General features: G+C 38.6%; 29 protein-coding genes. 23 read left to right on the top strand and 6 right to left on the bottom strand.

Features of this window, described 5'->3' with window-relative positions; all coding sequences use genetic code 11:
* Positions 1-14: 14 nt before the first annotated feature.
* The 11 genes from FB379_RS09100 (at position 15) to sufB (ending at position 9,790) form a co-directional block, all read left to right on the top strand.
* On the top strand, positions 15-326 hold the full coding sequence (locus tag FB379_RS09100; protein WP_117016983.1) for a thioredoxin family protein: 312 nt from the start codon (positions 15-17) through the stop codon (positions 324-326).
* A gap of 114 nt (positions 327-440) precedes the next feature.
* Positions 441-755 (top strand): SCP2 sterol-binding domain-containing protein, encoded by a 315-nt coding sequence (locus FB379_RS09095; protein WP_117016982.1) that lies wholly within the window; start codon positions 441-443, stop codon positions 753-755.
* Positions 756-1,020: 265 nt separating this feature from the next.
* Complete coding sequence (locus FB379_RS09090; protein ID WP_063386934.1) at positions 1,021-2,046, top strand: methionine ABC transporter ATP-binding protein; 1,026 nt, start codon at positions 1,021-1,023, stop codon at positions 2,044-2,046.
* Complete coding sequence (locus FB379_RS09085) at positions 2,039-2,707, top strand: methionine ABC transporter permease (protein ID WP_063386933.1); 669 nt, start codon at positions 2,039-2,041, stop codon at positions 2,705-2,707. Before FB379_RS09090 ends, FB379_RS09085 begins: the two co-directional genes overlap by 8 nt.
* Before the next feature lie 18 nt (positions 2,708-2,725).
* Entirely contained in the window at positions 2,726-3,571 is an 846-nt protein-coding gene (locus tag FB379_RS09080) for a MetQ/NlpA family ABC transporter substrate-binding protein (RefSeq protein ID WP_144597774.1), read from the top strand.
* Positions 3,572-4,182: 611 nt separating this feature from the next.
* On the top strand, positions 4,183-4,374 hold the full coding sequence (locus tag FB379_RS19370; protein WP_082829503.1) for a YuzK family famiily protein: 192 nt from the start codon (positions 4,183-4,185) through the stop codon (positions 4,372-4,374).
* 229 nt (positions 4,375-4,603) lie between these two features.
* A complete protein-coding gene (gene sufC, locus FB379_RS09075; protein WP_063386930.1) occupies positions 4,604-5,389 on the top strand; it encodes a Fe-S cluster assembly ATPase SufC in 786 nt (261 codons plus the stop codon).
* A 17-nt stretch (positions 5,390-5,406) separates the two neighbouring features.
* Positions 5,407-6,717, top strand: coding sequence for a Fe-S cluster assembly protein SufD (sufD, locus tag FB379_RS09070; RefSeq protein ID WP_066249201.1), 1,311 nt, complete (start codon positions 5,407-5,409; stop codon positions 6,715-6,717).
* Positions 6,717-7,937, top strand: coding sequence for a cysteine desulfurase (locus FB379_RS09065; RefSeq protein ID WP_063386928.1), 1,221 nt, complete (start codon positions 6,717-6,719; stop codon positions 7,935-7,937). The genes sufD and FB379_RS09065 overlap by 1 nt, the downstream gene beginning before the upstream one ends.
* Complete coding sequence (gene sufU / locus FB379_RS09060) at positions 7,927-8,361, top strand: Fe-S cluster assembly sulfur transfer protein SufU (protein ID WP_063386927.1); 435 nt, start codon at positions 7,927-7,929, stop codon at positions 8,359-8,361. Before FB379_RS09065 ends, sufU begins: the two co-directional genes overlap by 11 nt.
* 31 nt (positions 8,362-8,392) lie before the next feature.
* On the top strand, positions 8,393-9,790 hold the full coding sequence (gene sufB / locus FB379_RS09055; protein WP_063386926.1) for a Fe-S cluster assembly protein SufB: 1,398 nt from the start codon (positions 8,393-8,395) through the stop codon (positions 9,788-9,790).
* Positions 9,791-10,671: 881 nt separating this feature from the next.
* Here the strand turns inward: sufB and FB379_RS09050 are convergent.
* A complete protein-coding gene (locus FB379_RS09050; RefSeq protein WP_158640178.1) occupies positions 10,672-11,181 on the bottom strand; it encodes an SMI1/KNR4 family protein in 510 nt (169 codons plus the stop codon).
* A gap of 471 nt (positions 11,182-11,652) precedes the next feature.
* Here FB379_RS09050 and FB379_RS09045 point away from each other — a divergent pair, with 471 nt between their 5' ends.
* Genes FB379_RS09045 through FB379_RS09035 form a run of 3 tightly spaced genes read left to right on the top strand, consistent with a single transcriptional unit; the run spans position 11,653 to position 14,311 of the window.
* Positions 11,653-12,543 carry a DUF72 domain-containing protein gene (locus FB379_RS09045; RefSeq protein ID WP_063387097.1) on the top strand — a complete coding sequence of 297 codons (891 nt, stop codon included), beginning with the start codon at positions 11,653-11,655 and terminating at the stop codon, positions 12,541-12,543.
* A complete protein-coding gene (locus FB379_RS09040; protein WP_144597772.1) occupies positions 12,536-13,945 on the top strand; it encodes a bifunctional metallophosphatase/5'-nucleotidase in 1,410 nt (469 codons plus the stop codon). Before FB379_RS09045 ends, FB379_RS09040 begins: the two co-directional genes overlap by 8 nt.
* 57 nt (positions 13,946-14,002) lie before the next feature.
* On the top strand, positions 14,003-14,311 hold the full coding sequence (locus FB379_RS09035; protein ID WP_063387095.1) for a YunC family protein: 309 nt from the start codon (positions 14,003-14,005) through the stop codon (positions 14,309-14,311).
* 252 nt (positions 14,312-14,563) lie between these two features.
* Here the strand turns inward: FB379_RS09035 and FB379_RS09030 are convergent, their stop codons facing one another.
* Complete coding sequence (locus FB379_RS09030) at positions 14,564-15,541, bottom strand: M23 family metallopeptidase (RefSeq protein ID WP_130157080.1); 978 nt, start codon at positions 15,539-15,541, stop codon at positions 14,564-14,566.
* A 196-nt stretch (positions 15,542-15,737) separates the two neighbouring features.
* Between FB379_RS09030 and lipA the strand changes: the two genes are divergently transcribed.
* On the top strand, positions 15,738-16,634 hold the full coding sequence (gene lipA, locus FB379_RS09025; protein WP_063387093.1) for a lipoyl synthase: 897 nt from the start codon (positions 15,738-15,740) through the stop codon (positions 16,632-16,634).
* Between the two features lie 93 nt (positions 16,635-16,727).
* Here lipA and FB379_RS09020 read toward each other — a convergent pair whose 3' ends face one another.
* Positions 16,728-17,360, bottom strand: coding sequence for a YhcN/YlaJ family sporulation lipoprotein (locus FB379_RS09020; protein ID WP_094245251.1), 633 nt, complete (start codon positions 17,358-17,360; stop codon positions 16,728-16,730).
* 114 nt (positions 17,361-17,474) lie between these two features.
* On the opposite strand from FB379_RS09020, the gene FB379_RS09015 reads away from it, so the two are divergent.
* Positions 17,475-17,750, top strand: coding sequence for a YutD family protein (locus FB379_RS09015; RefSeq protein ID WP_063387091.1), 276 nt, complete (start codon positions 17,475-17,477; stop codon positions 17,748-17,750).
* A gap of 62 nt (positions 17,751-17,812) precedes the next feature.
* Here FB379_RS09015 and FB379_RS09010 read toward each other — a convergent pair whose 3' ends face one another.
* Positions 17,813-18,094, bottom strand: coding sequence for a hypothetical protein (locus tag FB379_RS09010; RefSeq protein ID WP_063387090.1), 282 nt, complete (start codon positions 18,092-18,094; stop codon positions 17,813-17,815).
* Positions 18,095-18,152: 58 nt separating this feature from the next.
* Positions 18,153-18,419 (bottom strand): DUF3055 domain-containing protein, encoded by a 267-nt coding sequence (locus FB379_RS09005; protein ID WP_063387089.1) that lies wholly within the window; start codon positions 18,417-18,419, stop codon positions 18,153-18,155.
* 583 nt (positions 18,420-19,002) lie between these two features.
* Between FB379_RS09005 and hepT the strand changes: the two genes are divergently transcribed.
* Both hepT and FB379_RS08995 read left to right on the top strand, forming a co-directional pair.
* Entirely contained in the window at positions 19,003-19,440 is a 438-nt protein-coding gene (hepT, locus tag FB379_RS09000; RefSeq protein WP_094245252.1) for a type VII toxin-antitoxin system HepT family RNase toxin, read from the top strand.
* 27 nt (positions 19,441-19,467) lie between these two features.
* Entirely contained in the window at positions 19,468-20,235 is a 768-nt protein-coding gene (locus FB379_RS08995) for a TIGR01457 family HAD-type hydrolase (protein WP_144597771.1), read from the top strand.
* Between the two features lie 50 nt (positions 20,236-20,285).
* On the opposite strand, the gene FB379_RS08990 is transcribed toward FB379_RS08995, so the two are convergent.
* Positions 20,286-20,768 (bottom strand): phosphatidylglycerophosphatase A family protein, encoded by a 483-nt coding sequence (locus FB379_RS08990; RefSeq protein ID WP_144597770.1) that lies wholly within the window; start codon positions 20,766-20,768, stop codon positions 20,286-20,288.
* A gap of 213 nt (positions 20,769-20,981) precedes the next feature.
* Between FB379_RS08990 and yutH the strand changes: the two genes are divergently transcribed.
* The 5 genes from yutH to thrB all read left to right on the top strand — a co-directional run bounded on the left by yutH (position 20,982) and on the right by thrB (position 26,484).
* Complete coding sequence (gene yutH, locus FB379_RS08985) at positions 20,982-21,965, top strand: spore coat putative kinase YutH (RefSeq protein WP_066249218.1); 984 nt, start codon at positions 20,982-20,984, stop codon at positions 21,963-21,965.
* 138 nt (positions 21,966-22,103) lie between these two features.
* Entirely contained in the window at positions 22,104-23,063 is a 960-nt protein-coding gene (locus FB379_RS08980; RefSeq protein ID WP_066249221.1) for a 2-hydroxyacid dehydrogenase, read from the top strand.
* Positions 23,064-23,210: 147 nt separating this feature from the next.
* Positions 23,211-24,509 carry a homoserine dehydrogenase gene (locus tag FB379_RS08975; protein WP_186439305.1) on the top strand — a complete coding sequence of 433 codons (1,299 nt, stop codon included), beginning with the start codon at positions 23,211-23,213 and terminating at the stop codon, positions 24,507-24,509.
* On the top strand, positions 24,506-25,567 hold the full coding sequence (gene thrC, locus FB379_RS08970) for a threonine synthase (RefSeq protein ID WP_063387082.1): 1,062 nt from the start codon (positions 24,506-24,508) through the stop codon (positions 25,565-25,567). Before FB379_RS08975 ends, thrC begins: the two co-directional genes overlap by 4 nt.
* Positions 25,564-26,484, top strand: a complete 921-nt coding sequence (thrB, locus tag FB379_RS08965; RefSeq protein ID WP_063387081.1) for a homoserine kinase — start codon at positions 25,564-25,566, stop codon at positions 26,482-26,484. The genes thrC and thrB overlap by 4 nt, the downstream gene beginning before the upstream one ends.
* The last annotated feature ends 23 nt before the right edge of the window (positions 26,485-26,507 follow it).

Here is a 26,507-nt window from a genome sequence, read left to right as displayed (position 1 = left end):
GTGGAGTGTGTTCAATGATTGAAATAACAAAAGAGCAATTAGATGCGATTAGCGATGAAGAGCAAACCATTATATTTTTATATACACCTTTTTGCGGGACGTGTAAATTAGCTAAAAGCATGCTGGAAATTGTAGAAAAAATCATTCCTTCCATAAACATATATACGAAAGATTTGAATTATATCCCTGAATTTGCTGAAAAATGGAAAATTGAAAGTGTCCCATGTTTATTGATCTTTGAAAAAGGACAAATTGCCGAAAAAATATATGCGTTTCATTCTATTGACTATTTACATCAAAAGTTAAAAAGTTTTTCTACCACATAATTATATTTCCTGAGAAATATGTCAGTTTTTTCTAGAAAGCGTCGACAACTCCCAGCAGGAAGAAGGAAAGCTAGAAAGAATGAGTAAAATAAAATATTTGCTGGGGGGTTGTCAATGTTTGATTTTTTATTAGAAAAGGCAAATGATCATCATTTTTTAAAGCCTTTATTTCCGGCAGATCCTATGTTTATTGCTTTTGAGTTTGGCCAAAGCATTTATTGTTATCAATTGGATTTGGAAGGATTAAGACGAGTTGATGGGAATATCGAATCCATTGATGTAAAAATTATAGGAAATGAAGAGCAAATGGAAGAGCTCGTTACAGGCCAGCTAAAGCTCCAACAACTAATGAAATTGAAAGCAGTAAAAGTTGAGGGGAGATTTCGGGATATTTTAAGATTAGAATCTGTCTTGTCTTTATTGGTCTAACAGGTTAAAATAGAGTAAAGATATCGGAAAAGAATATATTGACACAATGTTTGTTGAATGGTACAATCTCTCCCAGTTAGTTTGTATTGTTTAAAATAATGTTTTAATAGAAAAATAGCGGGTGCACATGTACAATAAAGCTTTGTCTACAATTGCGTTGAAAAAAAGGAAGGTCAATTGAATGTAATCGTGCCTTTCTGCAGCTGTGCAGGAAGGCTTTTAGTATTAAACCGAAGCTGCTGCATGTGTGAAAGAAGGTGTAAACATGATTTCTCTCAACGGTGTTACAAAAATTTATCATACGAATCATAGCCAAGTAAAAGCTGTCGATCAAGTTGATCTTCAAATCCAGAGTGGAGAAATTTTTGGGATCATCGGATACAGCGGTGCTGGGAAGAGTACATTAATACGCTTGTTAAATGGTCTTGAAAAGCCGACAAATGGGACAGTTGAAGTGGCGGGAAAAAGAATAGACCAAATTAAAGGAAAAGAACTGAGATCCGCCAGAAAAGAGATAAGTATGATCTTTCAGCATTTTAATCTATTGTGGTCAAGAACAGTGCGGGAGAACATCGCTTTTCCATTAGAAATTGCCGGCATGAAGAAAAGCGATCGGCTCAAAAGAGTTGATGAACTTATTAAACTAGTAGGTTTAGAAGGAAAAGAAGATGCATATCCCTCGCAATTGAGCGGAGGACAAAAACAAAGAGTCGGCATTGCAAGAGCTCTTGCGAACAATCCGAAAGTTCTTTTGTGCGATGAGGCGACTTCTGCTTTAGATCCTCAAACGACTGATTCCATCCTAGATTTGCTTGTAGATATTAACAAGCGATTAGGTTTAACGATTGTTTTGATCACCCATGAAATGCATGTAATTCGAAAAATTTGTCATAGAGTGGCTGTGATGGAAAACGGGAAGATTGTTGAACATGGTGATGTGTTGACGGTTTTCCGAAATCCGAAGGCTAACATTACAAAACGATTTGTTAAACAAGTTACAGAACCTGATGAAACAATGGAAACGATTGATTACCTGCTTGAAAAGTACAAGCATGGAAAGGTTGTCAAACTTACCTTTGTAGGAGACAGAGCGGAGCAGCCTATGATTTCAAAAATCATTAAAGAGTTCGATGTAGAGGTTAATATTTTGCAAGGGAAAATTTCACAAACTCAAAGTGGATCCTACGGAACGTTAATCATCCATTTTGATGGAGATGAAACTACAGTTGAACAAGCCATTGAATTTATTCGCAATCAACAAGTGGAGCTGGAGGTGATTGCGAATGTTTGAGACATTGTTGCCAAATGTAAAATGGGACAAAGTCATTGATGCAACTTATGAAACGGTTTATATGACAGCTGTTTCTGTATTTGCTACATTTTTTCTCGGAATTATTTTAGGTCTTTTATTGTTTTTAACGTCAAAGGGGAACATGTGGGAAAATCGGTTTATCCACTCGTTTGTTGCAGCAGTTGTCAATGTATTTCGATCAATTCCCTTCATTATTTTGATCATTTTACTGCTTCCTTTTACAAAAGCAATTGTTGGTACCATTTTAGGTGCTAATGCTGCACTTCCTGCACTCATCATTGGTGCTGCGCCTTTTTATGGAAGGATGGTGGAAATTGCACTGAGGGAAGTTGACAAGGGGGTGATTGAAGCTGCAAAATCGATGGGAGCTACAATGAGCACAATTATTTTCAAGGTACTGCTTCCAGAATCGATGCCTGCTTTAGTTTCAGGAATAACTGTCACAGCAATTGCATTGGTAAGTTATACAGCCATGGCAGGCGCCATTGGTGCCGGTGGTCTTGGAAACCTTGCCTATTTAGAAGGATTTCAGCGTAATCATAGTGATGTAACATTTGTTGCAACTGTACTCATATTGATTATTGTATTTATCATCCAATTGATCGGCGATATGATTACAAGAGCAATTGATAAGCGTTAAACGAAGGAGGAGAATAATATGAAAAAATGGCTTTTAGCGACTGTTTTAGGTGCGACGATGATATTTGCTTCTGCTTGCGGAGGTGGAAGTAATCAGGGAGGTAGCTCCAGCGGCTCTGACAATGAGAAAAATGAGGTAATTAAAGTTGGCGCATCACCTGTTCCACATGCAGAAATTTTAGAGGAAGCAAAACCGCTTCTTGAGAAAAAAGGATATAAATTGAAAATTGAAGAATTCACTGATTATGTATTGCCGAATAAAGCTTTAGCGGAAAAGGATATTGATGCAAACTACTTCCAGCATATCCCTTACCTTGAAGCACAGAAACAAGAACATGGATATGATTTTGTCAATGCCGGCGGAATTCATATTGAGCCAATTGGCGTATATTCAAAAAAATATAAATCTTTAGAGGAGCTTCCGGATGGAGCTACTATTATCATGAGTAACTCAGTTGCTGACCATGGACGCATGCTGTCAATGCTGGAGGAAAAAGGTTTAATTAAGCTGAAAGATGGCGTTGATAAAACGAAAGCGACAGTTGATGACATAGCAGAAAACAAAAAGAATTTGAAATTCAAAACAGACATCGAAGCGCCAATGTTGACGAAAGCTTATGAAAACAATGAAGGCGACGCTGTATTAATTAACGGGAACTTTGCTCTGGATGCAGGACTTGACCCATCAAAAGATGCCATTGCTCTTGAATCGCCAAAAGACAATCCGTATGTAAACGTCATTGCTGTCCGCAGTGAAGATAAAGACTCTGAAAAAATTAAAGCTCTTGTAGAAGTATTACAATCAGATGAAATTAAAGAATTTATTCAAACAAATTATCAAGGCTCCGTTATTCCTGCTGAATAATCAATTGGGAAGCTGTGCATATTTACGCACAGCTTCTTTTTTTGGATCAAGCTGAGCTGGTATTGTTTGGACAAAATTTCATTTAAGAAAAATCGTACGAACTTAGGTGAAATTTATGCAGCCAAAAAAGCAAATAGAAAGTGCTGTTCATTTCAATTAAGCGCATCAGCAGAACATAAGAAAGGGAATGGGGCATTTACTCAACATAATTTTACAATTGCTTGTTTCAAAAAGGTTGAGCTATCAATAGCATGAACGATCAGTGTCAAATGCAAGATGAATATTGTATTTTTTCTCTCCAGCGGGAATGCAGCCGAAAGGAAATATATGAAGCAGCAGGATTTGCACCAGCTTTCGAAGAAGGAATTGTGATGAGCTTAGCGGCCGCATTTAGAACGGAATGTTTTGCATGAAAAACAAATAAAGATGTAATTTTCAGTATTTTGGAGCATTTGTAAGATTGAACCTTTAATCCTTTCTCATTGGCTTAAAATGGGTTTTAAGCTGTTTTAATCAGCGATACAGCAGGTTGCTTGCAAGCTGTAATCATTGCTAACATTAAATTGTATAAAAAATGAAAGGATTGGTTCATTATTTATTTAAACCAAGAAATGATAGACATTAAATTTACGTCTGAAATGGAAAAAGCAATGCATCAATTTCACGGAATGGGATATAACGAATATAGGAGAACACATAAGAAGCGAATGAAGGTTGAAAGAAAAAGAGAACGAAATTACCGCAGCAGCCAAATTGTAACAGCTAATCTGAAAGGGAAATTGTTTTTGTCTACGCTAAACTAAATCAGCCAGTCGGCAAAGACTGGTTTTTCTTTTTATTGAATACATACAACAAGTTTGTTTGAATGATACTAAGATGACTATATACTTTGTTCCTAAAAATTTGGTAATATGAATAATGTTGTGAGATATTAAAAGGTTGTATTCACTTTTAATTTGTTATAAAATAATAATGAGAATAAATTGAGAATGATATTAATATTTGACCTATAGATTAATGGAGGTATTGGTTATGTCAGGATCTACATTAACGATTAAAGATTTGCATGTTTCCGTAGAAGGGAAAGAAATTTTAAAAGGTGTGAACCTTGAAATAAAAGGCGGAGAAATTCATGCGATCATGGGGCCGAACGGAACAGGAAAATCAACTCTTTCCTCCGCGATCATGGGACATCCAAAATATGAAGTGACACAAGGATCCATAACTCTCGACGGACAAGATGTGCTTGAGATGGAAGTAGATGAGCGTGCGCGTGCAGGACTTTTTCTTGCCATGCAATATCCAAGTGAGATCAGCGGAGTCACAAATGCTGATTTCTTGCGTTCAGCTATCAACGCCCGCCGAGGCGAAGGCAACGAAATTTCTTTAATGAAATTTATTCGCAAAATGGATGAAAAAATGGAATTTCTTGAAATGGATCAAGGGATGGCGCAGCGATATTTAAATGAAGGATTCTCGGGCGGTGAGAAAAAGCGGAATGAAATACTTCAATTAATGATGCTTGAGCCTAAGATTGCCATCTTGGACGAAATTGATTCAGGCTTAGATATTGATGCGTTGAAAATTGTTTCCAAAGGTATCAACGAAATGCGGAGCCCTGAGTTTGGCTGCCTGATTATTACACACTATCAACGTCTGTTAAACTATATTACACCAGATTTTGTTCATGTTATGATGCAAGGAAGAATCGTGAAATCCGGCGGAGCAGAACTAGCTCAGCGTCTTGAAGCAGAAGGATATGACTGGATTAAAAAGGAATTAGGCATCGAAGACGAAACAGTAGGGCAAGAAGCGTAAGCGTTAGGAGGATCAAAATGACTGTAGAAACGAAACTACCGTTTGACCAGAAATATATAGAAAATTTCTCCAAACAGTTAGGAGAACCGGACTGGCTGAAAGATCTTCGCTTGCTTGCTCTTGCAAAAGCTGAAGAGCTTCCATTGCCAAAGCCGGATAAAACCAAAATCGACAAATGGAATTTCTCACAGTTTTCTAAACATGTCGTTTCCAGCAGTACTCTATCTTCTCTTGATGAGCTGCCGGAAGAAGTAAAAACGCTTATTGAAGCAGATGAAGAACATAAAAATCTCTATATACAACGTGACAATACGCCTGCCTTTTTGACAGTCTCTGAAGATTTGAAAGAAAAAGGAGTTATTTTTACTGACATTCACACGGCTGCGAAGGAACACGGAGACTTGCTTCAGCAATATTTTATGAAAGATGGAGTAAAAATTGATGAACATCGGCTGACAGCTTTGCACGCAGCCTATTTAAACGGCGGGGTCTTTGTGTATGTGCCGAAAAATGTAGAAGTGGAAAAGCCTCTTCAGGCGGTTTTTATACATGAAAACCCTGAAGCCAATTTGTTTAATCATGTGATCATCGTTGCGGATGATAATAGTTCTGTTACGTATGTCGAAAACTACATCTCGACCACCGAAACAGAGGGTGCTGTGTTTAATTTAATTACCGAAGTTATCGCCAATACTAATGCGAAAGTTTCCTACGGTGCGGTTGACAATCTGACTGAAAACATCACAACATATGTGAACCGCCGCGGGGTTGCTGGACGCGATGCAAAAATTCTTTGGGCATTAGGATTAATGAATGACGGCAATACGATTTCTGAAAACACAACAAATCTTGTCGGAGACGGTTCTATAGGCGATACAAAAACAGTTGTTGTTGGGAGAGGAAGCCAGATTCAAAACTTTACGACGAAGGTCGTTCACTTTGGCAAACATACCGAAGGCAACATTTTAAAACATGGTGTTATGAAAGACAGTGCGACGTCCATTTTTAACGGCATCGGCAAAATTGAGCACGGTGCATCGAAATCAAATGCTGAGCAGGAATCCCGCGTTTTAATGTTAAGTGAAAAGGCAAGAGGAGACGCAAATCCGATTTTGCTCATTGATGAAGATGATGTTGTCGCCGGCCATGCCGCATCTGTGGGACGTGTTGACCCGATTCAGCTCTATTATTTAATGAGCAGAGGAATTTCAAAATCGGAGGCTGAGCGATTAATTATTCATGGATTTTTAGATCCTGTTGTAAGACAAATGCCGATTGAAAGTGTAAAAAACCAATTGACAGAGGTTATTGAAAGGAAAGTTCGGTAATGGATATTAAAGAAATTCGCAAACAGTTCCCGATCCTTAGTCAAAAAGTCAACGGCCGCGATTTAGTTTATTTGGATAATGCTGCAACATCGCAAAAGCCAAATGTCGTCATTGATGCAATCACAAAATACTACCGCGAGTACAATTCAAATGTGCATCGCGGTGTTCATACACTTGGTACAAAAGCTACAGATGCCTATGAAGGTTCACGGGAAAGGGTTCGTCAATTTATTAACGCAAAATCCGTCCAGGAAATTATTTTTACACGGGGAACAACAACAGGTCTAAATATGGTGGCACAGAGCTATGGAAGGGCCAATTTAAATGAAGGCGATGAAATTGTCATTACGTACATGGAGCATCATGCCAATTTAATTCCATGGCAGCAAGTTGCAAAAGAAACAGGAGCTACGTTAAAATATATACCACTAAAAGAAGACGGAACTATCTCGTTAAGTGATGTTCGAAATACGATTACAGCCAATACGAAAATTGTTTCGATTGCGCTCGTATCCAATGTTCTTGGCACGATCAATCCAGTAAAAGAAATAGGCGAAATTGCTCATCAAAATGGAGCTGTTCTTGTCGTAGATGCTGCTCAAGGAGCACCACATATGAAAATTGATGTTCAAGATTTAAATTGTGATTTTCTTGCTTTCTCGGGACATAAAATGTGTGCTCCGACAGGAATCGGTGTTCTATACGGAAAAAAAGAGCTGCTCGAAAATATGGAACCGGTTGAAACCGGCGGAGAGATGATTGATTTTGTCGGTTTATATGAATCTACATGGAAGGAGCTCCCATGGAAATTTGAAGCTGGTACACCAATTATTGCCGGAGCAGTTGGATTAGCCGCAGCAATTGACTTTTTAGAAGAAATTGGACTTGAGAATATTTTCAATCATGAACATAGACTTGCCCAATATGCATTGGAGCAATGCTCAAATATTGAAGGCATGACAATTTACGGACCGAAAGAACGGGCTGGGCTCGTTACCTTCAACCTCGAAGGCATTCATCCTCACGACGTGGCAACTGTTCTGGATGCGGAAGGTATTGCGATCCGAGCCGGGCACCATTGCGCCCAGCCATTGATGAAATGCTTAGAAGTATCAGCGACAGCACGGGCGAGCTTTTATCTATATAATACTGAAGAAGAAATTGATTTATTCATTCGCGCAATTCAAAAAACAAAGGAGTATTTCGGCAATGTCATTTGATAATCTTGACACATTGTATCGTCAAGTCATTATGGATCACTATAAAAATCCTAGAAATAAAGGCTCTCTTCAAGACAGCGTTACGGTTGACATGAACAATCCAACCTGCGGTGATAGAATTCATTTGACAATGAAAATTGAGGATGGAAAAGTCATCGATGCGAAGTTTGAAGGGGAAGGCTGCTCCATTTCGATGTCATCGGCATCCATGATGACCGAAGCGATCAAAGGACAAACGATTGAAAATGCTCTTAAGCTTTCTAAAATCTTCTCCGATATGATGCAAGGCAAGGAATACGATGATGATATTGATTTAGGAGATATTGAAGCATTGCAAGGCGTTTCAAAATTTCCAGCTCGAATCAAATGTGCAACGCTTGCCTGGAAAGCGATGGAAAAAGGTGTGCGATCTGAAGTCGAGTGATAAAATTTAAATTAGATTGGAGTGAGAAAGTATGGCGAAAAAAATGCCTGAAATAGGCGATTATAAGTATGGCTTTGTCGATAAAGACGTTTCTATATACCGAGCAGAACGCGGATTGACAAGAGAAATTGTTGAACAAATTTCGAAAATGAAAAATGAGCCTGAGTGGATGCTGCAATTCCGCTTGAAAGCTTTAGACCATTTTTATAAAATGCCAATGCCTCAATGGGGCGGCGATTTGTCTGCTTTAGATTTCGATGAAATTACTTATTACGTAAAACCTTCTGAACACTCAGGACGTTCTTGGGATGAAGTTCCAGAAGAAATTAAACGCACTTTTGATAAGCTCGGAATTCCTGAAGCGGAACAAAAATATTTAGCAGGTGTTTCTGCCCAATACGAATCAGAAGTTGTGTATCACAATATGAAAGAAGACCTTGAAAAAATGGGCATCATTTTTAAAGATACAGACAGCGCCTTAAAAGAAAACGAGGACATCTTTAAAAAATATTGGGCGACGGTCGTTCCGCCGACTGATAACAAATTTGCCGCTTTAAACTCTGCAGTTTGGTCAGGGGGTTCATTTATTTACGTTCCGCCTGGAGTAAAAGTTGATACGCCTTTGCAAGCATATTTCCGAATTAATTCAGAAAACATGGGACAATTTGAACGTACGTTAATTATAGTTGATGAAGGTGCCCACGTTCATTATGTTGAAGGATGTACGGCGCCTGTCTACACAACTAACTCGCTGCACAGTGCTGTTGTAGAAATCATTGTGAAAAAGGGAGCCTATTGCCGCTATACAACGATTCAAAACTGGGCAAACAATGTGTATAACTTAGTAACGAAACGTGCGGTTTGTGAAGAAAATGCAACAATGGAATGGATTGACGGAAACATCGGTTCGAAATTAACTATGAAATATCCTGCAGTCGTATTGAAAGGTGAAGGTGCACGGGGCATGACATTGTCCATTGCCCTTGCCGGTAAAGGTCAACATCAAGATGCAGGAGCGAAAATGCTTCATTTAGCGCCGAATACTTCATCTACGATTGTTTCGAAATCGATCTCGAAACAAGGTGGAAAAGTAACGTACCGAGGTATTGTCCATTTTGGTCGGAAAGCAGATGGAGCACGTGCAAACATTGAATGCGACACATTAATCATGGATAACCAATCAACTTCCGACACGATTCCATATAATGAAATCCTAAACGATAATATATCTTTGGAACATGAAGCAAAAGTATCGAAAGTATCTGAAGAGCAGCTGTTTTATCTCATGAGCCGCGGCATTTCTGAAGAGGAAGCAACCGAAATGATCGTTATGGGATTCATTGAACCATTCACAAAAGAGCTGCCAATGGAATACGCCGTTGAAATGAACCGCCTCATCAAGTTTGAAATGGAAGGAAGTATTGGATAATCCTTATAATACTAAGGGGGTGTCTAATAAGTCGTTTTTACGGCTTATTGACGCCCCCATTATTTTAGAAAAGTTGATATATCGGTGTTTATAATTTTTTGTTTTCAATGGGGATTTGACTTTTCGGACAGTCCCACAATTCACCCACAAAAATTAGATATTCATGTTTGTATACCGTTGATACAACTCCAGTGCCTCGTCCTCAATTTTCTTGGTCACATGGAGATATGTGTCAGCGGTATTTTTATGCTTTAGTATCTTAATCTTTCGCTCCAGCTAAAGGAGAGCATCATGTAAAGAAAAAACAGGGAGTTTGCATGTTTGCACACTTCTGTGGCGGTCACAAGCAGGAAACGTCACTCACCGGACTATTTCTAATAGTTTACATTGCATAACAGCTTTTCTCCAATGCCAATAGTGGCTGTGAGAAAGAAGAATCAGAAGGCTTTAAAATTTCGCTTGCCCCTCTCCTCTAGAACACCATAAATGATGGCTTACGTTTTTCTATGAGGCTTGAACATCTTCTCATACAAAAATAAAACCGAGCCGCAAATTACTGCAAGGAGAATAAAAGATAACAAGAAAAATAATGGATTGATAAAACCAAATGCTATATTATTTGCAGTAATTTCATCTCCTAATAAAAATTCATCATATTAGGAGTATAAGATGTTGGCCAAATATAACTGTTCCTAAAATATATAATTATGGAGTACAAGAGAAACAATCACGGCTTCTTTCACGATCTTCAACACAACCACCGCAATACATATGTATTGCGCGTCATTTTCTGAAGCCTCATCCTTTTTAATGAGATCCTTTCATAAAGAAGAAGCAGACTCATTTATACGATCAAAATATATTTAGCCCTAAGCGATAATTTACCTATTAAAATCCCATATCCATTCCCAAAACTTACTACCTTGGGCTACTATAAAGTAATCAAACCATTTTTCAAAAGTCAGGTTTAGAAACCCAAACGGATCGTCCAAACTTCCGCCGTTGTCAAGCCAATAAAGATATCCTTTTCTTTCGGGAGCTAAAGCTATAATGAGCCGGCAGCCATCGTAGCCATATCCAATAGGAAACCAATCTGGAGGATAATCAATATATTGATAATCCTCTAGTATCTCTTCGACAGATAATAATTGCAGTCCACCTCCGTTTTCAGGATCATCAAATAATGTAGCACCATTACATATTTTCAGAAAGTCTTCATAGTCACTAGGAATATTAAAAGGCAGCTTCTTGATTTCTTCATCTGTTACAGGGGGATTGAAACGAAATTGTAGTTTTCCTAAAAATCCTTCTTCATTTTGAACAACCAGCATATTCTTTTCATCTAGTCTTTTATTCAAAGCATCTAAAGTCATTTTGATTCGTACTGACATGTTGTGGCTATCACTCCTTTTATCATTCATCCAGCAAGGACTAACAATCTTTCTGTGGAAATCCTTTTACAGTTGTATGAGGTTACTAAAATTGTAGAATACGGTGTATTTTATCATTTGGCCAAACTGTGCTCTTATATGTTTATTATACCATTTTCTGTAATTTTTCTATCTGAAGTAGTCCAATTGGCAGCATCAGCTTTTTCAAGTTGTAAATGATGAATCTGTGAATTATTTCCTGATCATAGATCCTTATAACATCTTTACTTTACCTGTTTCTTCGATCAGCAACTGTACAGGATGAGATATTTGAACTTTTTTGTTGCAAAACTCTTTATTTTTATTGTTGTTATAAATACAATGTCCAAAAATACTGCCAGCCTTTTATAACAAAAAAGTGCTTAAATCGTGAATCTTTTTCGATGCTGTATTATGATGAGTATATAAAGACTACATTGATAGGAGTAAGAAATGATTTACATAGGCTTGACAGGTTGGGGAGATCATGATTCTCTCTATCCATCCGGAACATCATCGAATGATAAATTAACGATTTATGCAGGACATTTTCCTGTTGTTGAGGTCGATTCCACTTTTTATTCGATACAGCCTGAGAAAAACGTTCGAAAATGGGTGAACGAGACGCCCAAAAATTTTCAATTCATTGTAAAGGCGTATAAAGGAATGACTGGACACGAAACAGGCTTAGGATCTTTCGAAAGCCGCTCAGAAATGTTCGCTGCTTTTTATAAAATGATTCAGCCCTTTCAAGAAGCGAATAAATTGGCAATGGTTCTTTTTCAATTTCCCCCTTGGTTTCACTGCAAAAGAGAAAATGTTGATTTCTTGCGATGGTGCAAAGAGCAAATGAAGGATGCCCCTTGTGCACTAGAATTTCGCCACCGCTCCTGGTTCCTTCCTACATATTATGAAAAAACGCTTCAATTCATGGAGAAGGAAGGGTGGATTCACACCATTTGTGATGAGCCGCAGGCAGGGGAAAATTCAGTTCCGACCGTATTATATTGCACGAATAGAGAAAAGACCTTGGTAAGATTTCATGGACGAAATGTTCATGGATGGCTGAGGCCAAAAGAAGGGAATTGGCGTGAAGTACGATATTTATATAGATATAATGAACAAGAGCTTGATGAATGGAAAGGACACATAAAAATGCTGAAAAAGCAAACTAAAGATCTCTATCTCATTTTCAACAACAACTCGGGCGGAGACGCGGCGGACAATGGAAAAGAACTGATGAAAAAGTTAGGAATTACATATCATGATTTAGCGCCAAGGCAGCTTGATTTATTTGAGTGTTTTGAAAAGTATCCGACTGAAGGAGAGAGCGACTTTGATTGAGACGGTTCATATATATCATACGAATGATCTGCACAGTCATTTTGAAAATTGGCCGAAAATCGTTCATTATCTAAAAACAAAAAAACATATTCATAAAAGTAAAAACGAAACTGTTTTTTTATTCGATATCGGCGATCACGTCGATCGCTTTCACCCAATTACTGAAGCGACCGGGGGAGTCGCAAATGTTGAGCTGCTGAATCATTTAACTCCAGATGCAATAACGATTGGAAATAATGAAGGAATTACTCTTCCTTTTGAAGCATTGGATCGGCTGTATAATCATGCACAATTCCCTGTCATTGTGTCTAATTTATTTTACTTAGACGGTACTAGACCAAAATGGGCAAAGCCTTATGTGATTAAACATTTACAAAATGGAGTCCGAATCGGTATTTTAGGCGTAACGGTTTGCTTTGAGCAATTTTACCGTCAGTTAGGGTGGATGATAACAGAACCGATGGCAAATATAAAAGAAACATTGGAGGAAATCCGGGGCAAAGCAGATGTTATCATTCTTTTATCACACCTTGGAATATCCGATGATGAATGGATTGCTCAACAATTTCCTGATATCGATGTTATATTAGGAGCCCATACACATCATGTGCTTGATCGTGGAAAGCATGTAGGCAATACGCTTTTGGCGGGAGCAGGAAAGTTTGGACAGTGGCTTGGACATATTGAACTTAAGATCGACTCTGCTCAAAAGAAGCTGGTAAATAAAAAAGCGGAGATTATTGAAACGAAAACGATTGAAAAAGAAGATGTTTTTACCATAAAGTGGCTTGATCAAAAAAAAGCTGAAAGTGCTCAAAAACTTAACGAAGCTGTTGTGGAATTAAAAGAAGAATTACGGATTGATTGGTTTTCAGATTCACCATTTGCAAAGCTGTTGGCTTCCGCTTTAAAAGAATGGTGCGATGGGGAAGTTTCCATGGTGAATGCCGGAGTATTGCTTGAATCGCTTCCGAAAGGACTCGTCACAAAAGGCGATTTGCACCGTATTTGTCCTCATCCGATTAATCCTTGTAAAATCATGGTTCAAGGCGATCAATTAAAAGAAGTTATTTTACAAGCACGGACAAAAGAAATGGAGCAATTGAAGCTTAAAGGATTAGGCTTCAGAGGCAAAGTAATGGGGCGTATGGTTTTTGACGGCATTGAAACGGTCATGGAAACGTTGGAAGATGGCAAGGAACATGTGAAAAAGATCTTTGTAAATGGAAAACATCTTGATCAAAATCATGTGTATGCAGTGGCAACTATTGATATGTTTACATTAGGTCCATTATATCCGCAATTAAGCCGTGTAAAGAATAAAATATACTTCATGCCTGAATTGCTAAGAGATGTACTTGCTTGGAAATTATCGAAACAGTTCCTGCAAATCCATCAATAAATTTTTGTCAACATCACCTTTCCTTTCATAAAGTGAAGTAGGGAAGGAGGGTATTTTATGGTATCTGTATCGCCGGTTAAAATTGGTGATCATCAATTTACCGCCATTACCATTCAGCTGCCAAAAACGAATTTCATGGCTGTTACAGCCGAAAAAGGTTATATTATGTGCGGTGCGCTTGATGTAGCCTTATTGAATGAAAAATTAAAAGAGAGAAAAATTATTGCCGGCCGCGCTGTCGGAGTGAGGACAATTGAGCAGCTTCTTGAAGCCCCATTGGAATCAGTCACAACAGAAGCGGAGGCAATTGGCATTAAAGCAGGGATGACAGGCAAAGAAGCACTATTGAAAATGGTAGAAAAATAAAAAACAACCATTATCTTTTTATAAAAGAATGATTATTGCTCATCTATAGTGTACAGATGAAAGAAGTTTCCAAAACGTACCATCTATGAATTTAAATAAGATGTATTCCTTAATGGATTTTTTTTCAACAGACATGAAAAAGTATTTTCTATCATTTGATCAGCGATATAGTCGCAAGTAATTGCCATTCAGTCGAGTAAAAAACATAAAATTGATTCATAAAGAGCCCGTTCCTGAGTTGGTGCGGGCTCTTTATTTTTTTTCTTTTTGCCATTCAAGCCGTTCCCATAGTTTTAAATGCGGATAAGGGTCAAAAGACCACTCGGTTTTACCGTTGTCTTTATACATCCCATAATGCAAGTGCGGCGGGAATTTGCCAGATGTTCCTGGAGGTCCGTAGCCGCTGCTTCCGACAGAACCGATGATTTGCCCCGGTTTTACGATTTGTCCAACGTGAATGTCTTTGGCAAAGCCGTTTAAATGTGCAAAATAATGGTACGTATTCTGAATGTCCCGAATACCGATTCTCCAGCCTCCATAGCGATTCCAGCCTTTCATTTCAACAATTCCGTAGCAAGTGGAACGAACCGGTACGCCATAATGTGCAAATATATCTGTGCCTTCATGAATTCTCCGGCCGCCCCATCCGCGCGCATCTCCCCATGTGTCACGGTAGCTGTAATCAGTTCTGACGGGAAGAGGAAAAGCATGCTCGTTTAATTGCAGATGCCCGAAATGTTTGAACAATTTCATATGACCTAAAATAATTCCGACCGTTTTATCACGGTGATAATAAGACCATAAACCAATTTTTAAATTTTCTATATCATTACCATATTTTGATAAAAAATGTGCAAAACTATATAAGACATCTTCATCATGATCCATTTGCGCTTTGCCGTCGCCGTTTCCATCCATTCCGATTCCCCCAAATAGCTGAATGCTAACCGGATTTTGGTCGTTCAAATTCGGATTGGCTGTCCCAGCCCATTTATCAGGAGGAATGTAAATGCCAATAACTCCTTTTTGTTTTGGGATATCATTTTTTATTTTTCTGACGTTTCGTTCGTATTGGTCGCACGCAGCCAATACATACCAAGGAATCTGGGTGATGGCTTCCACCTTTTTATACAGGCTCATTCGCAAATGATTTATTTGTTGTTCAGTTAATTGACTGGACGCATTGGCATGGCTGGAAAATAAAGATAAAAGTGCAGCCAATAATAACATTTTTCTGAGAACCACAATTGATAAACTCCTTTCCATCATGTCATGTCTTAGTGTAAGAAAAAAGTAAAGTTTCAATGGCTGGAAATTGAAGGAATATAAAATTCCTTTTTCTTGTCCAATATCTTTCCTTATGTTAAATTGACTATAGTGTATCATCTTTATTTTTTTAATGATTACATATTGGAGATGATGAAAAATGGCTCAAAAAGAAGAAAGTTTACGAAAACCTGAATGGCTTAAAATAAAATTAAATACAAACGAGAATTACACAGGGTTAAAAAAATTGATGCGCGAGCAAAAGCTTCATACGGTTTGTGAAGAAGCGAAATGCCCCAATATTCATGAATGCTGGGCAGTGAGAAGAACGGCAACATTTATGATTTTAGGAAGCGTTTGTACACGCGCATGCCGCTTCTGTGCAGTGAAAACAGGACTGCCAACCGAGCTTGATTGGCAAGAGCCGGAGCGTGTAGCGGATTCCGTCCGCATTATGAACTTAAAGCATGTTGTCATCACTGCAGTTGCCCGTGATGATTTGAAAGATGGCGGAGCAGCCGTTTTTGCTGAAACGGTTCGTGCTGTGCGCAAAAAAAATCCATTTACTACAATAGAAGTTCTTCCATCTGACATGGGCGGAGTGTACGAAAATTTAAAAACATTAATGGATGCTAAACCTGATATTTTAAACCATAATATTGAAACTGTTCGGCGCTTAACCCCAAGGGTTCGCGCTCGTGCAACCTATGAACGTTCTTTGGAGTTTTTGCGGAGAGCAAAAGAAATCAATCCGGATATTCCGACAAAATCAAGCATTATGATCGGGCTTGGGGAAACGAAAGAAGAAATTATCGAAGCGATGGATGACCTTCGTGCAAATCATGTTGACATCATCACAATCGGACAATATTTGCAGCCTACGAAAAAACATTTAAAAGTTCAAAAATTTTACCATCCAGATGAATTTGCAGAATTAAAAGAAATTGCTTTGTCAAAAGGATTCAGCCATTGCGAGGCAGGTCCGTTAGTCCGTTCGTCTTATCATGCTGATGAACAAGTAAATGAGGCAGCCAAACAGCGGCAGGCAAAAGCTTAAAGCCACAGAGCCGTCAAGAATTTCTTGACGGCCCGTTTTAATAAAAATAGGTAAATAACCTCTAAAAAATTCACCTATGCATCAACGTTTATTTCATTGATCTTTTATGTCGTGATCAATACTTTCGTTCATTTCTCCGAATCCTTCGCCATTTGCATTTTCACCAGCATTCAATTTTCTTCCTTGGGGAGACTTTAACATACGCTGAATGGTCTGGTTTAAATTGCGGTTAATATTTGGAGACTCTCCATCAAGAGTGCTGTATGATTCGATTTCTTTAAACAGATTAGGATTATCGGTTACATAAATATGAAAATAACGCGGAACAATGGATGCAGCTGTCTTTTTCACTTGGTCAGCTGTTTCAAATTTGTTGTTTGAATCGGTTTTATACGCTATAAGAACTTCTTCATCTGTTACGAGCGTAGCAGCATCATGAACATTGGGAAGCTGGACGGCAAGCCTTCCGATTACGTCTGCTAATTGTTCCCGATTGATGACAGGAGTTTTTACTGTGGCTTTCTCTATTCCGGCTGTTGGACTTTTTTGATGCCGGACATATCCAAAGCTGTCTGAATCTTTATTGCTGTTATAATTATCATTTCTTTCTGCCACGTTTACCGTATTCCCGTTTTCATTATATAGACCTTTTCCTTCTTGATCATATTGGCACCCGCTGGCTGCAAGCGCAGCTATGATAAAAGGAGTAAAAAGCCTTTTTTTCATTTCAGCACCTCCTTATAATTTTAGGATTGCCGCTTTTAAAAAATTGTTGTCAGGCAATTGATGGAGGGAAATCATTTGTTTATGATAAACATATGGAAGAGGGTGAATTTGTAAATGATCACAATTTTTAATCAAACATACGAGCTTATAAAAGATTTTAAAAATGGTTTTAATGAAGAGGCTTTTAAAGCAAGGTACAGTGAAATTTTAAACAAATATGATTATATTGTCGGCGATTGGGGATATAGCCAATTGCGGCTGAGAGGATTTTTTGATGATCAAAACCAAAAAGCAACACATGATACGAAAATCAGCTCATTAGATGAATATTTGTATGAATATTGCAATTTCGGCTGTGCTTATTTTGTATTAAAGAAAATAAAAAAATAAACGCCAGATGCAAAAACATCTGGGTGTGAAAAAGTAATCAGGACGGCATACAGCCGTCCTGATTACTTTATTTCATACGGGTCTTCTTCATTTTTATCAGGTTCATCATGAGGAGGATGACTGCCCGGAAATTGTCTCGGCAAATTCTGATGCAAGGATTTGAATTCATAGTTAAAACTGCTATATGGACGCTGACCTTCTTCCCAAGGTGTGCTTTTATTCTCCACAGGTTCATCCTTTCCCCGCGGAGCTCCGTAGGCGCCTTCCGGCATATCCTCCGGGATAATATAGTTTCGCATTGTTTCCACTACTGAAAAATCAGTATATTCATTTTGTTTGTCCATTTTGTTCACCTGTCCATGATTTTACCATTATCGTTCCTCATGGAAGGTAATTTATACATTAGACGATCTCATATAAAAACTCCCGAAGCTCTTTTGCGTCTTCATCATTTAATTGATAAACATCTTCTAAATACCCCGGTTCTTTAAGATCATCTTCCCCAATGATCGCAAACCGGTTGCTTTGCAAATTTAGTACAAGATATTTTCCGTAATAGCGGTCCGATTGAATAATGGCTAAATCAAAGCGTTGATTTTCTCCCATAAAGCTAACAAATCTTGTTTTTGTCTCGACGGTTTCATCATACAAAAAAAAGCGTTCGGCCATGGTTCATTACCTCCGTTTCTTATAATTGCATTGTAGCATAAGATGATGCATTCACAACGATTTATCGCAAATTTGTGAGAAAACTTACCTCTGTTTCGATTCGCATAGCGATTTTTCTGTTGAAATAGAAGCAAAATAACACAATTTTTTTATCAGCCCGCACATCTGCTGCCAATCAGCCATGATTTCTGTATTGAATGGAAAGTTAATTGGAGAAACATATCATGAATCGGCACGAAAGTCATATTCAAAATCCTCCTCTGCTTGTCATGAAAAATCGTCATCTGTAAAAGCAATTTTTTGTGCGCGTTTAGGAATTTCTTTATTAAATTGAAAAAATCTAAGCGGATCCTACCCGGCATGCAAGATGTATCAAACCGCGGAAAGCTTACGCCTGCTCAATCACGAAATCCAAATTTTAGAAACATCAGCTCTGTTTGCCAAAATCGATCCGTCTAACGAGAGGATTTTAGTGCTCTGCTTTAAAAAACTCAAAAGTGTGTAAAGTAGTAGGTAGTTCAAATGGTCGAGTATGGTAAAATAAAAAACGGATACAAAAACCTTAAGAAAGGAAAGAAATTATATGTATTTTGTGGACAGAAAAAAGATTGAAGATACTGTAAAATTTGTAGAAGATCTTGTATCCATGTTTGAAGGACATCAACAGTGGGAGTCTGATGTTGAAAAAAAAGCGTTGGAGCGGATTGCCCAATTGTTGATTGAGGCGATTTTAGATATCGGAAACGGAATTATTGACGGTTTTATTATGCGGGACCCGGGAAGCTATGAAGATATTATTGACATTTTAGAAGATGAATCTGTCGTTGACAGCAGGGATGCGGAAGGATTAAAAAAATTAATTTCCTACAGAAAAATGCTCGTTCAAGATTATTTAAACATACGGCATGAAGAACTGTATGATTCAATATCAACCCATTTACAAGTTTTGAGAAATTTTTGCCATCGTGTTCGAACCTACTTGGAAGATGAACTTGGACCAGTTACAGCTTTTAAGCCGTAATGGATTGATTGAAGGAGTGAAAAAAAATTGAAGAAATATAAAGGATATTTCATCGATTTAGACGGCACCATGTATCGGGGTACAGAAAAAATTGAAGAAGCTGAAGAATTTGTTAAAAAACTGAAGGAAAAAGGAATTTCGTACTTATTTATGACAAACAATTCTTCTAAAACTCCGAAGCAAGTAGCTGAAAAACTAATCAGTCTCGGCATTCCGGCGGAAGAGCATCAAATTTTAACTTCAAGCATTGCCACAGCCAATTTTATTTGGGAAAGAAAACAAAATGCTTCTATATATGTAATCGGTGAAGAGGGGCTGCGAAAGGCCTTGGAGGAAAAAGGTTTTCGCTTCGTCGATGAAAATCCGGATTTTGTCGTTGTGGGTATTGATCGAAACATCAATTATGAAAAGCTTGCCAAGGCCTGTTTAGCGGTTCGCGCAGGTGCAACATTTATTTCAACAAACGGGGATACTGCTCTGCCGACTGAGCGAGGACTGCTTCCAGGCAATGGCGCCATTACATCGGTCATTTCAGTATCTACAAATGTTCAGCCGATTTTTATCGGAAAACCTGAAAAAATTATTGTAGAGCAAGGGCTGAAAATGCTGAAAACGAAAAAAGAAGAAACGCTTCTTGTCGGAGATAATTACGAGACGGATATTAAGGCAGGTATCCAATCAGGGATGGACACCCTTCTTGTGCATACAGGCGTAACAACGAAAGAACACTTAAAACACAAAGAAATACAACCGACTTATACAGTGAATAACCTTTTGGAATGGCATGTGCTATGATGAAGCCTTTTTCTTTTCCAGCTGATTTCACAATAGGTGCTCCGCTGCCCCTACTGTGAATCAGTGGATCGATGGGCGAGCCGGCTTGAAGCTGCCGCTGCAATGGCTCCGACAATATCATCTAGAAAAGTATGACACTTACCTGTGCTTTTATCGTTTAAATGAGCAAGTATACCAGGCTTTTGTTTATCGATATAGCCATAGTTCGTAAACCCGATTGATCCGTAAATATTCACAATGGAAAATGCAAGAATTTCATCAATTCCATATAATCCTTCATCCGATTGGATGATCGATTGAAGAGGCTCCTGTAAATCCCCCTTTTCTGCTAGAACATCTAATTGAATTCCGGTTAAAATGGCATTTTGAACCTCTCTTTTCGAAAGAACTCTTTCCACGTTTTGCAAACAGTCTTCTTTTGTTAAGTTTGGATAATATTGCTGCTGTAAAAAATAGACGAGCTCTGCGATGTCATCCGGTGTAACTCCTCTATCTTTCAGCCATTTTCTTGCAGTTTGCTCTATTTTATCCATGTCGTTCACCCTATCTTTTACAAGTATATGAAAGTGCTGAAATCGGCTGTGACGCCGATTTCAATAAATTCTTGCTTAAATTTTCAAAAAGCATCAACATCTTTTTTATATTGTATACACAAAAGCTTTTCTACATGTTATAGTTTATGGCATTTTTTCATTATTTATATTGGGGTGTTTTTTTGAAAAATGGATTTATAGGGGGAATTAGGAATGAAAGAGCTTTTAAAAAAGCATTATGGAATAGATGTACTCGACTTTTTTTCAATTGGGCAATGGCAGGGGTTTAAAACAAAAAGAAATATCGGTTTTATTGCTGCTGTTTCACATATTGACCATAAGGAGCTTTATGAACTGTATGAAATGAGTCGTTATCTCCTTATGACTAACGAGAGAAAAGCTGCTTCGTTTTTATTAACTGTAAATGGGGATCTTACGGCAGAACATAATGGAACGCGCTACGCTGTGTTTCAAATACCTCAACAAACAAAGCGGCTTAATATAACTTCTCTCGGAAAAGAGCTGTCATTTTTTCACGAAGTTGGCAGAAGGCTGCCTTTTACTCCCGTTCATTCGAATCGAATTGGGCAATGGAGAAATTTATGGGCAAGGCGGATCGATCAAATGGAGCAATTTTGGAGTATTCAAATTGCTTCAAAGCCTCATCACGCCTTTGACAAGCTATTTATTGAATCCTTTCCATATTATTTAGGCTTAGGCGAAAATGCCATCCAATATTTAGCGGATACTGAGCTTGATGATCGACCATTGCCGGTTGATTCCGGCACCATATGTCATCAACGTTTTACGAGAGAAACATGGGAAAACGCATTTTCATTGCCTGTTGATTTCGTTTTTGATCATGGAGGAAGAGATATTGCTGAATGTTTAAGGTATGATTTTCTGACAGGAAGGCAAACAATTGATGAGCTTTTTTTGGCAGAATACGACCGAGCGTCTCCGTTATCCTCTTTTTTTTGGCGGTTAGTTTTTAGCAGGCTTTTGTTTCCTGTTCATTATTTTGAATGTGTTGAAAACTATTATCTTGCAGAGGAAGAAGAAAGGGATTCTCTGCAATTTCAAATGGAAAAAATTTTGCAAACATCTTCGCAGTATGAGCAATTTTTATCTTCGTTTTCATCTATGATATATTTGAGGAAAAAGCAAATTGTATTGCCGGCTTTGACATGGTTATAAAAGGTTCAGTCGCATTTTGTTGTGGTATCATAAAAAAGAAAGCAGCTAAAATCTTGCAGCTGTTTCGAACAAAGCATTGATTTTGTCATATCAATTCAAAACAATAGCTATTTATTAGAAGAAGGAGAAGATGAATCAGTGACCCAATATATTTTTGTAACAAGAAAACTGCCAGAAAACCTATTGGATCCTCTTCGTTCCATCGGAGTTGTCGACATGTGGGAGCAGGATTCTCCATGTCCGAGGTCTGTATTATTGGAAAAGGCAAAAAAAGCTGATGCTCTGCTTACAATGCTGTCAGACCGGGTGGATGAAGAACTGCTTCAAAAAGCCAAAAAATTAAAAATCGTTGCTAATTTAGCAGTCGGGTATGACAATATCGATCTCGAAGCGTCGAAAAAGTACGGCGTGACTGTAACTAATACACCGGATGTACTAACAGATACGACTGCCGATTTAACCTTTGCTTTGTTAATGGCAGCGGCAAGAAGATTGGTTGAAGCTGCGGAGTATGTAAAAGAAGGAAAATGGACAGGGTGGTCTCCATTTTTGTTGGCAGGAAGCGATATCCATCATAAAACGATTGGGATCGTTGGGATGGGGAAAATTGGAGAAGCTGTTGCGAGACGGGCAAAAGGATTTGATATGGAAATTTTGTATCATAATCGTTCAAAGAAACCGGAAGTGGAAAAAGAGCTTGGAGCGAAATACTGCACATTTGATGAATTGCTAGAGAAAGCCGATTTTGTCGTTAATTTAACACCATTAACAAATGAAACGAAAAACTTGTTTGACGAGGAAGCCTTTAAAAAAATGAAAACAAGTGCAATATTTGTTAATGCTGGCAGAGGAGCATCTGTTGATGAAAACGCTTTGTATAATGCTCTAAAAACTGGTGAAATCGCTGGTTGTGGATTGGATGTGTTTAAAGAAGAACCGATTGATTCCAATCATCCGCTTTTATCATTGAAACAAGTTGTAGCACTTCCGCATATCGGCAGCGCGAGTCGGGAAACCCGCATAAAAATGATCGAACTTTGCGTCGAAAATATTCAACGTGTGTTAACGGGCGAGAAACCGAAAACAGCCGTTGTTTAAACGCCCAAAAAGCGTTTACATATGCGGATGATGAAAATTTCTCTTGTAAAATCAGTCATTGAAATTTATAATGTCTTATAAAACAGTTAATGTCTTTTTACGGCAGACAATTGTCTATTATAAATAAACATAAGGGAGATGAATTGGTTGGAATCAATCTCAGTAGGACTGCTCGGTTTAGGCACCGTTGGTAGCGGAGTAGTAAAAATCATTGAAGACCACCAGGATAAGCTCATTCATTTAATCGGGTGCCCGGTGAAAGTAAAAAAAATTCTTGTTCAAAATACAAATAAAAAAAGAGACGTTCATGTAGAACCTTCCCAATTAACGACAAATGTTCATGAGGTAATAGAAGATCCGGATATTGACGTCATTATTGAGGTCATGGGGGGAATTGAGCAGACACGGGAATATTTGCTTGAAGCATTAAATCGGAAGAAGCATGTTGTGACGGCAAATAAAGATTTGATGGCAGTGTACGGAACTGAGTTGCTCAAAAAAGCGACGGATAACGGCTGCGATCTTTTTTATGAAGCAAGTGTCGCAGGCGGCATCCCGATTCTGCGTACATTGGTAGATGGATTGGCGTCAGACCGGATTACAAAAATGATGGGGATTGTTAACGGAACGACAAACTTTATTTTAACGAAAATGTCAAAATACGGAACCCCTTATGAAGAAGTGCTGAAGGAAGCGCAAAGATTAGGATATGCAGAAGCTGATCCGACTTCTGATGTAGAAGGCTTGGATGCAGCGAGAAAGATGGCGATTTTGGCAAGACTTGGATTTTCTATGGAAGTAGATTTAGAAGATGTGGAAGTAAAAGGGATAACGGATATTACACAAGAGGATATTGATTACAGTAAACGGCTCGGCTATACGATGAAATTAATCGGCATCGCCCATCGAAGCGGTGATAAAATTGAAGTTAGTGTACAGCCTGCACTGCTGCCCGATCATCATCCGTTAGCTTCCGTCCAAGATGAATATAATGCGGTTTATGTGTACGGCGAAGCAGTAGGGGAAACAATGTTTTACGGTCCTGGCGCAGGAAGCTTGCCAACTGCAACCGCTGTTGTTTCGGATTTAGTAGGCGTATTGAAAAACATGCGTCTAGGTGTAAATGGAAGAAGCGCCGTAGCCCCGCAATATCAGAAACAATTGAAGGCACCTGAAGAAATTTTTGCCCAATACTTTTTACGAATTCACGTAGAAGATCAAGTTGGAGCTTTTTCAAAAATTACATCCCTCTTTTCAGACAGAGGTGTAAGCTTTGAGAAAATTCTCCAATTACCTCTGAAAAATAAAGATTTAGCGGAAATTGTCATCGTTACCCATAAAGCATCGAAAAAAGATTTTGAGGAAATTTTAATGGAGCTCCGAGATTTGCAAGTTGTTAAGGAAGTTAAAAGTACGTATCGAGTAGAAGGGAACGGCTTATTATGAAATGGAATGGACTAATTGCAAAATATAAAGAATTTTTGCCAGTAACGGACAAAACACCGATGCTGACATTGAACGAAGGTAATACTCCTCTCATTCATTTAGAAAAATTATCTGAAAAATTAGGCGTTGAGCTGTATGTGAAAACAGAAGGAGCGAATCCTACCGGTTCATTTAAAGACCGCGGTATGGTGATGGCAGTTGCAAAAGCGGTGGAAGAAGGAAGCACAACTATAATGTGCGCTTCAACTGGAAATACGTCTGCAGCTGCTTCCGCATATGCGGCACGTGCAGGATTGCGTTCCATTGTTGTTATACCGAACGGAAAAATCGCTTTTGGAAAGCTTGCCCAAGCAGTTATGTACGGCGCAGAAATTTTTGCAATTGAAGGAAACTTCGATGATGCCTTAAAAATGGTTCGTGAAATTTGTGAAGAGCTGCCAATTACTCTTGTCAATTCTGTAAATCCTTACCGAATTGAAGGGCAAAAAACAGCGGCGTTTGAAATTTGTGAACAGCTGGGAAAAGCTCCGGATTATTTGGCGATTCCGGTTGGAAATGCTGGAAACATTACAGCATATTGGAAAGGATTTAAAGAGTTTAATGAGCGGCACCAAACAGGGCTTCCAAAAATGCACGGTTTTGAAGCGGAAGGCGCCGCAGCCATTGTAAAAAATCAAGTGATTGAAAATCCGGAAACAGTGGCAACTGCCATTCGAATTGGAAACCCAGCAAGCTGGGAATTTGCTGTCAATGCTGCCAATGAATCAGGCGGAAAGATCGATATGGTAACAGATGAAGAAATTTTGGATGCTTATCAATTAATTGCAAGAACGGAAGGCGTTTTTGCTGAACCTGCTTCAAGTGCATCTATTGCAGGAGTGATGAAAGATGTAAATTCGGGGAAAATCCCGAAAGGAAGCACAGTTGTAGCAGTATTGACCGGCAACGGATTAAAAGATCCGAATACTGCGATCGATGTGTCATCCATCCAGCCGATCGTGCTGCCTAATGAAAAGAAAGCTGTGATGGACCATCTCAAGGGAGATGGGCATGTATGAAAGAAGGAGACATGTTAAAAATTCAAGTTCCCGGAAGTACAGCCAATCTTGGCCCCGGTTTTGATTCTGTAGGGCTCGCTTTAAACCGCTATTTAACACTAGCCGTTACATTTGCGGAAAATTGGACATTTAAGCCGGTAAGTGAAGAAGTAGCAAACGTACCGGAAGGGAAAGAGAATTTAATTTATAAAGTCGCTTCCAAGCTAGCAGAAAAACATAGTGTTAATCTTCCTGCATGTTATGTGGAAATTTCAAGTGATATTCCGATGACAAGAGGACTCGGAAGCAGCGCGGCCGCCATTGCAGCAGGGATTGAGCTTTGCGATCGTGTTTGTAAACTGAATTTGAGCGATGAAGAAAAAATTCATTTTGCCAGCAAGTTTGAGGGACATCCGGATAATGCCGGAGCTTCTATAGTAGGCGGTCTAGTGGTCGGCTATTTAACAGATGACCACACATATTTTGTAAAAGTGGATAATCTGGATGTGGATATTATCGCGGTTATTCCGCCATATTATTTATATACGAAGGATTCTAGAGGCGTTTTGCCGAAGACATTTAAATTTCAGCAGTCGGTGAAAGCCAGTGCGATCAGCAATGTGCTTGTTGGGAGCATCATGAATAATAATTGGGAATTGGCAGGCCAAATGATGGAAATGGACATATTCCATCAACCGTATAGGGAAAGTCTAGTTCCTGAACTGTCAGCTGTTCGAAAGATAGGAAAAGAGCACGGTGTGTACGGGACTGTATTGAGCGGTGCAGGTCCAACGATATTGTGTTTTGCTCCAAAAGGCATGAGACACTCATTGCGTCCTAAACTAAAAGAGGCTTTTCCTCATTGTGAAGTAACACAGCTAGAAATTGATTATGAAGGGACAAAGTCTTGGTTTACTCATATTGAAAGCTTGATATAAAGAAACAAACCGGCTTTTCGCCG

The sequence above is a fragment of the Aeribacillus composti genome, from assembly GCF_007827555.1.
GTDB classification, from domain to species: Bacteria; Bacillota; Bacilli; order Bacillales; family Aeribacillaceae; genus Aeribacillus; species Aeribacillus composti.
This window is presented reverse-complemented; position numbering and strand designations above follow the sequence as displayed.

What these genes read in the sequence shown, in the direction of transcription:
- FB379_RS09100 (WP_117016983.1), top strand. Translation starts at nt 15, where the DNA reads ATGATTGAAATAACAAAAGAGCAATTAGATGCGATTAGCGATGAAGAG.
- FB379_RS09095 (WP_117016982.1), top strand. Translation starts at nt 441, where the DNA reads ATGTTTGATTTTTTATTAGAAAAGGCAAATGATCATCATTTTTTAAAG.
- FB379_RS09090 (WP_063386934.1), top strand. Translation starts at nt 1,021, where the DNA reads ATGATTTCTCTCAACGGTGTTACAAAAATTTATCATACGAATCATAGC.
- FB379_RS09085 (WP_063386933.1), top strand. Translation starts at nt 2,039, where the DNA reads ATGTTTGAGACATTGTTGCCAAATGTAAAATGGGACAAAGTCATTGAT.
- FB379_RS09080 (WP_144597774.1), top strand. Translation starts at nt 2,726, where the DNA reads ATGAAAAAATGGCTTTTAGCGACTGTTTTAGGTGCGACGATGATATTT.
- FB379_RS19370 (WP_082829503.1), top strand. Translation starts at nt 4,183, where the DNA reads ATGATAGACATTAAATTTACGTCTGAAATGGAAAAAGCAATGCATCAA.
- sufC (WP_063386930.1), top strand. Translation starts at nt 4,604, where the DNA reads ATGTCAGGATCTACATTAACGATTAAAGATTTGCATGTTTCCGTAGAA.
- sufD (WP_066249201.1), top strand. Translation starts at nt 5,407, where the DNA reads ATGACTGTAGAAACGAAACTACCGTTTGACCAGAAATATATAGAAAAT.
- FB379_RS09065 (WP_063386928.1), top strand. Translation starts at nt 6,717, where the DNA reads ATGGATATTAAAGAAATTCGCAAACAGTTCCCGATCCTTAGTCAAAAA.
- sufU (WP_063386927.1), top strand. Translation starts at nt 7,927, where the DNA reads ATGTCATTTGATAATCTTGACACATTGTATCGTCAAGTCATTATGGAT.
- sufB (WP_063386926.1), top strand. Translation starts at nt 8,393, where the DNA reads ATGGCGAAAAAAATGCCTGAAATAGGCGATTATAAGTATGGCTTTGTC.
- FB379_RS09050 (WP_158640178.1), bottom strand. Translation starts at nt 11,181, where the DNA reads ATGTCAGTACGAATCAAAATGACTTTAGATGCTTTGAATAAAAGACTA.
- FB379_RS09045 (WP_063387097.1), top strand. Translation starts at nt 11,653, where the DNA reads ATGATTTACATAGGCTTGACAGGTTGGGGAGATCATGATTCTCTCTAT.
- FB379_RS09035 (WP_063387095.1), top strand. Translation starts at nt 14,003, where the DNA reads ATGGTATCTGTATCGCCGGTTAAAATTGGTGATCATCAATTTACCGCC.
- FB379_RS09030 (WP_130157080.1), bottom strand. Translation starts at nt 15,541, where the DNA reads ATGTTATTATTGGCTGCACTTTTATCTTTATTTTCCAGCCATGCCAAT.
- lipA (WP_063387093.1), top strand. Translation starts at nt 15,738, where the DNA reads ATGGCTCAAAAAGAAGAAAGTTTACGAAAACCTGAATGGCTTAAAATA.
- FB379_RS09020 (WP_094245251.1), bottom strand. Translation starts at nt 17,360, where the DNA reads ATGAAAAAAAGGCTTTTTACTCCTTTTATCATAGCTGCGCTTGCAGCC.
- FB379_RS09015 (WP_063387091.1), top strand. Translation starts at nt 17,475, where the DNA reads ATGATCACAATTTTTAATCAAACATACGAGCTTATAAAAGATTTTAAA.
- FB379_RS09010 (WP_063387090.1), bottom strand. Translation starts at nt 18,094, where the DNA reads ATGGACAAACAAAATGAATATACTGATTTTTCAGTAGTGGAAACAATG.
- FB379_RS09005 (WP_063387089.1), bottom strand. Translation starts at nt 18,419, where the DNA reads ATGGCCGAACGCTTTTTTTTGTATGATGAAACCGTCGAGACAAAAACA.
- hepT (WP_094245252.1), top strand. Translation starts at nt 19,003, where the DNA reads ATGTATTTTGTGGACAGAAAAAAGATTGAAGATACTGTAAAATTTGTA.
- FB379_RS08990 (WP_144597770.1), bottom strand. Translation starts at nt 20,768, where the DNA reads ATGGATAAAATAGAGCAAACTGCAAGAAAATGGCTGAAAGATAGAGGA.
- yutH (WP_066249218.1), top strand. Translation starts at nt 20,982, where the DNA reads ATGAAAGAGCTTTTAAAAAAGCATTATGGAATAGATGTACTCGACTTT.
- thrC (WP_063387082.1), top strand. Translation starts at nt 24,506, where the DNA reads ATGAAATGGAATGGACTAATTGCAAAATATAAAGAATTTTTGCCAGTA.
- thrB (WP_063387081.1), top strand. Translation starts at nt 25,564, where the DNA reads ATGAAAGAAGGAGACATGTTAAAAATTCAAGTTCCCGGAAGTACAGCC.